General features: G+C 71.7%; 7 protein-coding genes. 1 reads left to right on the forward strand and 6 read right to left on the reverse strand.

What is annotated here, in order from left to right; translation table 11 throughout:
- Positions 1-8 precede the first annotated feature (8 nt).
- Both ACFV9Q_RS26545 and ilvD read right to left on the reverse strand, forming a co-directional pair.
- A complete protein-coding gene (locus tag ACFV9Q_RS26545; RefSeq protein ID WP_377236911.1) occupies positions 9-680 on the reverse strand; it encodes a VOC family protein in 672 nt (223 codons plus the stop codon).
- Positions 681-841: 161 nt separating this feature from the next.
- Positions 842-2,704, reverse strand: a complete 1,863-nt coding sequence (gene ilvD / locus ACFV9Q_RS26550) for a dihydroxy-acid dehydratase (protein WP_377236912.1) — start codon at positions 2,702-2,704, stop codon at positions 842-844.
- Between the two features lie 205 nt (positions 2,705-2,909).
- Between ilvD and ACFV9Q_RS26555 the strand changes: the two genes are divergently transcribed.
- Positions 2,910-3,344, forward strand: coding sequence for a CBS domain-containing protein (locus ACFV9Q_RS26555; protein ID WP_377236913.1), 435 nt, complete (start codon positions 2,910-2,912; stop codon positions 3,342-3,344).
- Between the two features lie 56 nt (positions 3,345-3,400).
- On the opposite strand, the gene ACFV9Q_RS26560 is transcribed toward ACFV9Q_RS26555, so the two are convergent.
- From ACFV9Q_RS26560 to gatC, 4 genes are read right to left on the reverse strand one after another with little or no spacing between them, the layout of a single operon-like run.
- Positions 3,401-3,985, reverse strand: a complete 585-nt coding sequence (locus ACFV9Q_RS26560; RefSeq protein ID WP_377232017.1) for a GNAT family N-acetyltransferase — start codon at positions 3,983-3,985, stop codon at positions 3,401-3,403.
- A 40-nt stretch (positions 3,986-4,025) separates the two neighbouring features.
- On the reverse strand, positions 4,026-5,546 hold the full coding sequence (gene gatB / locus ACFV9Q_RS26565) for an Asp-tRNA(Asn)/Glu-tRNA(Gln) amidotransferase subunit GatB (RefSeq protein ID WP_377236914.1): 1,521 nt from the start codon (positions 5,544-5,546) through the stop codon (positions 4,026-4,028).
- Positions 5,543-7,084, reverse strand: coding sequence for an Asp-tRNA(Asn)/Glu-tRNA(Gln) amidotransferase subunit GatA (gene gatA / locus ACFV9Q_RS26570; RefSeq protein WP_377236915.1), 1,542 nt, complete (start codon positions 7,082-7,084; stop codon positions 5,543-5,545). The genes gatB and gatA overlap by 4 nt, the downstream gene beginning before the upstream one ends.
- A 1-nt stretch (position 7,085) precedes the next feature.
- The gene (gatC, locus tag ACFV9Q_RS26575; RefSeq protein WP_377232020.1) at positions 7,086-7,382 is read right to left on the reverse strand and encodes an Asp-tRNA(Asn)/Glu-tRNA(Gln) amidotransferase subunit GatC; all 297 of its coding nucleotides are present in this window, start codon (positions 7,380-7,382) and stop codon (positions 7,086-7,088) included.
- Positions 7,383-7,620: the final 238 nt, after the last annotated feature.

A 7,620-nucleotide genomic window follows, 5' to 3' on the forward strand; every position in this document is an offset into this window, starting at 1 on the left:
CCCTGTTTTCAGAAGTCGCCCTGCCAGGTGCAGACGCAGGCCTCGTTGCCCTCGGCGTCGGCCAGCACCCACCACGACGGAGCGTACTTGTCAGTGACGAGCCGCCCGCCGGCGGCGACCGCCGCCGCCACCCGCGCCTCGGCCAGGTCGTGCGGCACCCACACGTCGACGTGGATGCGGTTGCGCTGCTCCCGGCGCTCGTCGCTCTGCTGGAACCAGAACAGCGGCTCGCGCCCGTCCGTGTCGATCAGCCGGCCCGCGGCCGTGTTGCCGCCGCGGTACGGCTGCGCCTCGTGGCCCAGCACCGCCTGCCAGAAGGCCTGGACGGCGGGTCCGACCACGGCGTCGATCGCGATCGCCACCTCGCGCAGCCCGGTCACGTCCGCCGCGACGCCCACGTTGCGGGCGGCCGCCGAGATCGCCCGCGCGAGGCCGAGGTCCCGCTCGGAGAGCCCGCCGATGTCGTGCGACCAGGTCCGCACGGTCACGCTCCCGTAGCGCAGGTCGACGTCGGGATGGTGGTTCGCGGCCTCGGCGAGCTCACCGATGCGGGCGACCAGCACCAGCCCGGTGGCGAACGAGCCGGTGGTGAACCGCGCGAGCGCCGCGTCGTGGAGGACCCGCCAGTCCTCCGTGCCTTCCGCCGCGGTGAACTCGGCAGCGGTGATCTCGTCACTCATGGGTCGCGCCCTCTTTCGTGCGTCCTGCGGTCCGGGTCCCACCACCATGGCACGAGACTCCGACACCCGACAGGCCCCTCGGCGTCACCGCTCGTCAGTGCGCCGTCCGGCGGCGGACCCGGTCCCGGGTCCGCCGTCGGGCGACGTGTCGCGCTCGGGCGTCAGCCGCGCCGCAGGCGCGCGACGTCGCGCACGGCCCCGCGGTCGGCCGACGTCGCCAGGGCCGCGTAGGCCTGGAGCGCCGGGGACACGTACCGGTCGCGGGCGACGGGCTGCCACGGCCGCTCGGACGACTCCATCTTGGCGCGCCGCTCGGCGAGCACCTCGTCCGGCACGTTGATCCGGATCATCCGGGTGTCGACGTCGATCTCGATCTCGTCGCCGTCCTCGACCAGGCCGATGGTGCCGCCCGCCGCGGCCTCCGGGGAGACGTGCCCCACGGAGATGCCGCTGGACCCGCCGGAGAACCGGCCGTCCGTGATCAGCGCGACGACCTTGCCCAGCCCGCGGCCCTTGATGTACGAGGTCGGGTAGAGCATCTCCTGCATGCCCGGCCCGCCGGACGGCCCCTCGTAGCGCACGACGACGACGTGGCCCGGCTCGACCTGCTTGGTCAGGATCTTCTCGACGGCCTCGTCCTGCGACTCGCAGACGAGCGCCTTGCCCACGAAGTGGAAGACGTCCGGGTCGACGCCCGCCGTCTTGAACACGGCGCCGTCCTCGGCGAGGTTGCCGCGCAGCACGGCCAGCCCGCCCTCGACGGTGTACGCGTGCTCGATGTCGCGGATGCAGCCGCCCGCGCCGTCGGTGTCGAGCGTCTCCCACTGGTTGTTCGTGGAGAACGCCTTCGTGGTGCGCACGCCGCCCGGCGCCGCGTGGAACAGGCCGAGCGCCCGCTCGGTGGCCTTGCCGCCGCGGACGTCCCAGTCGTCGAGCCACGCGCGCAGCGTGGGCGTGTGCACCGAGGTGACGTCGTGGTCCAGCAGGCCGCCGCGGTCGAGCTCGCCCAGCAGCGCGGGGATGCCGCCCGCCCGGTGCACGTCCTCCATGTGGTAGTCCGGGTGGTTGGGCGCCACCTTGGACAGGCACGGCACCCGCCGGCTGATGTCCTCGATGTCGGCCAGCGTGAAGTCGACCTCCGCCTCCTGGGCGGCCGCGAGGACGTGCAGCACCGTGTTGGTGGAGCCGCCCATGGCCACGTCGAGCGCCATCGCGTTCGCGAACGCCGCCTTGGTGGCGATCCCGCGGGGCGCCGCGGAGTCGTCCTCGTCCTCGTAGTACCGGCGGGCCAGGTCCACGATGGTGCGGCCGGCCTCCAGGAACAGCTCCTTGCGGGCGGCGTGCGTCGCCAGCGTCGAGCCGTTGCCGGGCAGCGACAGGCCCAGCGCCTCGGTCAGGCAGTTCATCGAGTTCGCGGTGAACATGCCGGAGCACGAGCCGCACGTGGGGCACGCGTTCTCCTCGACCAGGCCGAGCGCGGCGTCGTCCACGTTCTCGTCCGCCGAGTAGTTGATCGCGTTGATCAGGTTCAGCGGCGTCTTCGCGACGCCGTTCGCCACCACCGCCTTGCCGGCCTCCATGGGGCCGCCCGACACGAAGATCACCGGGATGTTGAGCCGCAGCGCGGCGTTCAGCATGCCCGGCGTGATCTTGTCGCAGTTGGAGATGCAGACGAGGGCGTCGGCGGTGTGCGCCTGGACCATGTACTCCACGGAGTCCGCGATCAGGTCGCGGCTCGGCAGGGAGTAGAGCATGCCGGCGTGGCCCATCGCGATGCCGTCGTCGACGGCGATCGTGTTGAACTCCTTGGCGACGCCGCCGGCCTCACGGATCGCCGAGGCCACGAGGTCGCCCATGTCCTTGAGGTGTACGTGCCCCGGTACGAACTGCGTGTACGAGTTCGCGATCGCGATGATCGGCTTCCCGAAGTCCTCGGAACCCATGCCGGTGGCGCGCCAGAGCGCACGCGCTCCGGCCATGTTGCGGCCGTGGGTGGACGTCCGGGAGCGCAGGGGACGACTCATGACAGTTCAGCTCCTTCGATGCTGGGTGGCCGTGCGCGATGCGGGCGAACGGCCTCGTCACGCTACCTCCGGTCCGGCGGGACCGACAGGCGGCGTCCACAGGGTGACCCCCTCACCCCTGGGGAAACTTCGCCCGGTGCCGTACCGTCGTAGCAGGAGGCCGCAACGACGCGGTCTCCGCCGTGCACTCGATGGAGGTCTCCCGATGCGAGTGACAGAGGCTCTGCGCCGCAAGGGTGGCTCCGTGGTCACCATCTCCAAGGACCGGAGCGTGCGCGATCTGCTCGCCCTCCTCGCCCAGCACCGCATCGGCGCGGTCGTGGTGTCCGACGACGGCGTCACCGTCGACGGCATCGTGAGCGAGCGCGACGTCGTGCGCAGGCTGCACTCGGACGGGGACGAGATCCTGGACGGCACGGTCGAGGCGATCATGACGGTCGCCGTGCACACCTGCGGCCCCGACGCCACGCTCGACGAGCTCATGCCCGTGATGACGGAGCACCGGGTGCGGCACGTGCCCGTGCTCGTGGACGCGCGGCTCACGGGGATCGTGAGCATCGGCGACGTGGTCAAGCACCGGATCGCAGAGGTGCAGGCCGAGCGGGACCAGCTCACCGCCTACATCACCGGCGGCCCCTGACCGTTGCGTGGTCAGGGGCCACCGGGGCGCCGTCCGGGGATCTCGTCCCGGGCGACTCAGTCGTTCAGCGCCCGGAACTCGTCCTCGAGGATGCTCATCACGATCGCGTCCGCCCAGGTGTCGCCGTCGCGGTAGACGTCCCGCAGCCGGCCCTCCTGGCGGAACCCGAGCGACTCGTAGAGCGCCTGGGCACGCGGGTTGATGCTGAGCACGTCCAGGCTCACCCGGTGCAGGTGCGGGCCGGGATCGCTCTCGACACCCTCGAACGCGAACCGCAGGACCTCGTCGATGGCCTCCCGGCCGTACCCGCGGCCCCGGTAGTTCGGCAGGAGCTGGAGCCGCAGGTTGGCCGAGCCGACGGCCTCGTCGAGGTCGTTCAGCACGATCTCGCCGATCATGTCGTCGCTGATCGGCTTGCCGTCCCGCATGGCGGCCGGGCAGATCGCCCAGTCGTACCGGCCGGGCCGGTCGCTGACGGTGCGCGCCCACTCGTCGATCTGGTCGCGCGTGAAGACGGCGGTGGTGCCCGTCAGGCGGGTGCCCTCCGGGTCCTGGACTGCCTCCCACAGGCGCTCCGAGTCGCGGGCCTCGATGGGCCGCAACCGGGTCATGTCGCCGTGCAGGAGGGGTCCGCGGGTCACCGGCCCGGCCTCGCAGCCGGGGTCGGCACCGCCGGAGCCGTCACAGCCCGATCCGATCCAGCACCAGCTCCCGGACCCGCTTGGCGTCGGCCTGGCCCTTGGTCGCCTTCATGACGGCGCCGATGATCGCGCCGACCGGCCCCTGGTTGCCGCCGCGGACCTTCTCGACGATGTCGGGCTGAGCCGCCAGCGCCTCGTCGATCGCGGTGAGCAGGGCGCCGTCGTCGGACACGACCTCGAGGCCGCGGGCCGCGACGACTGCCTCCGGGTCGCCCTCGCCGGCGAGCACGCCGTCGAGCACCTGGCGGGCGATCTTGTCGTTGATGCGGCCGGACTCCACGAGCTGCTGGAGCTGCGCGATCTGCGCCGGGGTGACGGACAGGTCCTCGAGCGAGACCTCGTCCTGCTTGGCCCGGCGGGCCAGCTCGCCCATCCACCACTTGCGGGCGCCCGCGGCGTTCGTCCCGGCGGCGACCGTCGCCTCGATGAGGTCGATGGCCCCGGCGTTGACGACGTCGCGCATCTCCGCGTCGGCGTAGCCCCACTCGCCCTGGAGCCGGCGCCGGCGTGCGACCGGCAGCTCCTGGAGCGTCGCCCGGATCTCCTCGACCCACTCGCGGCTCGGGGCCACGGGCACCAGGTCGGGCTCGGGGAAGTAGCGGTAGTCCTCGGCGTCCGACTTCACGCGGCCCGACGACGTGGTGCCGTCCTCCTCGTGGAAGTGGCGCGTCTCCTGGATCACCGGCAGGCCGGCGTCGAGCACGCCCGCCTGGCGGGACACCTCGTAGCGCACGGCGCGCTCGACCGAGCGGAACGAGTTCACGTTCTTGGTCTCGGTGCGCGTGCCCAGGGGCGACTCGGGCGTGGGCCGCAGCGACAGGTTCACGTCGGCGCGGACGTTGCCGCGCTCCATGCGGGCCTCGGAGACCCCCAGCGAACGGAAGATGTCGCGCAGCGTCTGCACGTAGGCCCGTGCCACCTCGGGGGCGCGGTCGCCGACGCCCTCGATGGGCCGCGTGACGATCTCGACCAGCGGGATGCCGGCGCGGTTGTAGTCCACCAGCGAGTACTCGGCGCCCTGGATGCGGCCGGTCGAACCACCCACGTGGGTGTTCTTCCCGGCGTCCTCCTCCATGTGCGCGCGCTCGATCTCGACGCGGAACACCGCGCCGTCCTCCAGCTCGACGTCGATCCAGCCGTCGTAGGCGATCGGCTCGTCGTACTGCGACGTCTGGAAGTTCTTCGGCACGTCCGGGTAGAAGTAGTTCTTCCGGGCGAACCGGCAGCTCTCGGCGATGCTGCAGTTCAGCGCGAGGCCGATGCGGATCGCGTACTCGACGGCCTTGCCGTTGACGACGGGCAGCGCGCCCGGGAGCCCGAGGCTGACCGGGGTCACCTGGGTGTTGGGCTCGCCGCCGTACTCGACCTCGGCGGCGCAGAACATCTTGGTGAGCGTGCCGAGCTCCACGTGCACCTCGATGCCCAGCACCGGGTCGTAGCGGCGGACGGCGTCCTCGTAGGCGACCAGGCTCGTGGCCGTGGCAGTCGACGGTGCGGTCATCGGGCGAGCTCCGTGGTCTTGAGTTCGGGTGCCTTGTTCAGGAGGGGGCCGCCCCAGCTGCTCTCGAGCGCGGCCTCGAGGGCGGCGCCCACGCGGTACATGCGGTCGTCCGCCTTGGCGGGGGCGAGGATCTGGAAGCCGACCGGGAGGCCGTCGTCAGACAGGCCGTTGGGCAGCGACATCCCGGGCACGCCCGCGAGGTTGGCCGGGATGGTCGCGACGTCGTTGAGGTACATCGCCAGCGGGTCGTCCAGCTTCTCGCCGAACTTGAACGCCGTGGTCGGCGCCGTGGGCGAGACCAGCACGTCGGCCTGCTCGAACGCGGCCGCGAAGTCGCGCTGGATCAGCGTGCGGACCTTCTGCGCGCTGCCGTAGTAGGCGTCGTAGTAGCCCGCGGACAACGCATAGGTGCCGAGGATGACGCGGCGCTTGACCTCGTCGCCGAAGCCCGCGCCGCGCGTGGCGCCCATGACGCGCTCCGCGGTGACCGGGCCCTCGGCCGGCTCGACCCGCAGGCCGAAGCGCATGCCGTCGAACTTGGCCAGGTTGCTGGACGCCTCGGCGGGCATGATCAGGTAGTACGCGTCGAGCGCGTACGTGAAGCTCGGGCAGGAGACCTCGACGATCTCGGCGCCGAGCGCGCGCAGTTGGTCGAGCGACTCCTCGAACCGCGCGGAGACGCCGGCCTGGTAGCCCTCGCCCGCGAGCTCCTTGACGACGCCGACGCGCAGACCCTTGAGGTCGCCCTTGGCGCCCAGCTCGGCGGCCGCGACGACGCCGGGGACCGGCTCGTTGATCGACGTCGAGTCGTGGTGGTCGTACCCGCCGATGAGCTCGTGCAGCAGCGCGGCGTCGAGCACGGTGCGGGTCACGGGACCGGCCTGGTCGAGCGACGACGCCATGGCGATGAGGCCGTAGCGGGAGACGCCACCGTAGGTGGGCTTCACGCCGACGGTGCCGGTGACGGCGCCGGGCTGGCGGATCGAGCCGCCGGTGTCGGTGCCGATCGCCAGGGGGGCCTCGAAGCCGGCCACCGCGGCGGCGGAGCCACCGCCGGACCCGCCGGGGATCCGGTCGAGGTCCCAGGGGTTCTTCGTGTTGCCGAACGCCGAGTGCTCCGTCGAGGAGCCCATGGCGAACTCGTCCATGTTGGTCTTGCCGAGGATCGGCAGGCCCGCGGCCTTGATGCGCTCCACGAGGGTCGCGTCGTACGGCGGGATCCAGTTCTCGAGGATCTTCGACCCCGCGGTCGTCGGCAGCCCCTTGGTCACCACGACGTCCTTGACCGCGATGGGCACGCCCGCGAGCGGGTGCAGCTCCTCGCCGGCGGCGCGCTTCGCGTCGATCTCGGCGGCCGTGGCCAGCGCCTCGGCGGAGGAGACGTGCAGGAACGCGTGCAGGTCGCCGTCGACGGCGGCGATGCGGTCCAGGTGGGCCTGCGTGGCCTCGACGCTGGTGAGGTCCTTGCTGGTCAGCGCGGACGCGAGGTCGGACGCGCTGAGCCGGGTGATGTCGTTCGTCATGTCGCTGGTACCCATCTCACTCTTCGCCAAGGATCTGCGGGACGGCGAACCGGCCGTTCTCCTGCTGCGGGGCTCCGGCCAGGACGTCCTCGACCGGCAGCGGGGCCTCGGGCACGTCGTCTCGGAACACGTTCGTCAGCGGGAGCGGGTGGCTCGTGGCGGGCACGTCTGCGGTGGCGACCTCGCTGATGCGAGCGACGGACTCGACGATCACGTCGAGCTCACCGGTAAGGCGGTCGACCTCGTCCGGTCGCAGATCGATCCGTGCCAGCGCAGCCACGCGCGCGACCTCGTCGCGGGAGATGGTGGACATGGCCGCCAGTCTAGTCGCCGGACGGCCTCGGCTCGCCCCGATCCCCAGCCCGTCGCGTGTGAAATCTTCCCCGGAAATGCAGAAAGGGGGCGGAACTCCGAGACCGTCGACCATGGTCGACTATCTCAGGAGTCCCACCCCCTTTGCTGGGAATGGTTGTCCGGCGGCGTCCTACTCTCCCACCCCGTCACCAGGGCAGTACCATCGGCGCTGTGGGGCTAAGCTTCCGGGTTCGGAA

The organism is Promicromonospora sp. NPDC059942 (genome assembly GCF_042731755.1).
GTDB lineage: Bacteria > Actinomycetota > Actinomycetes > Actinomycetales > Cellulomonadaceae > Promicromonospora.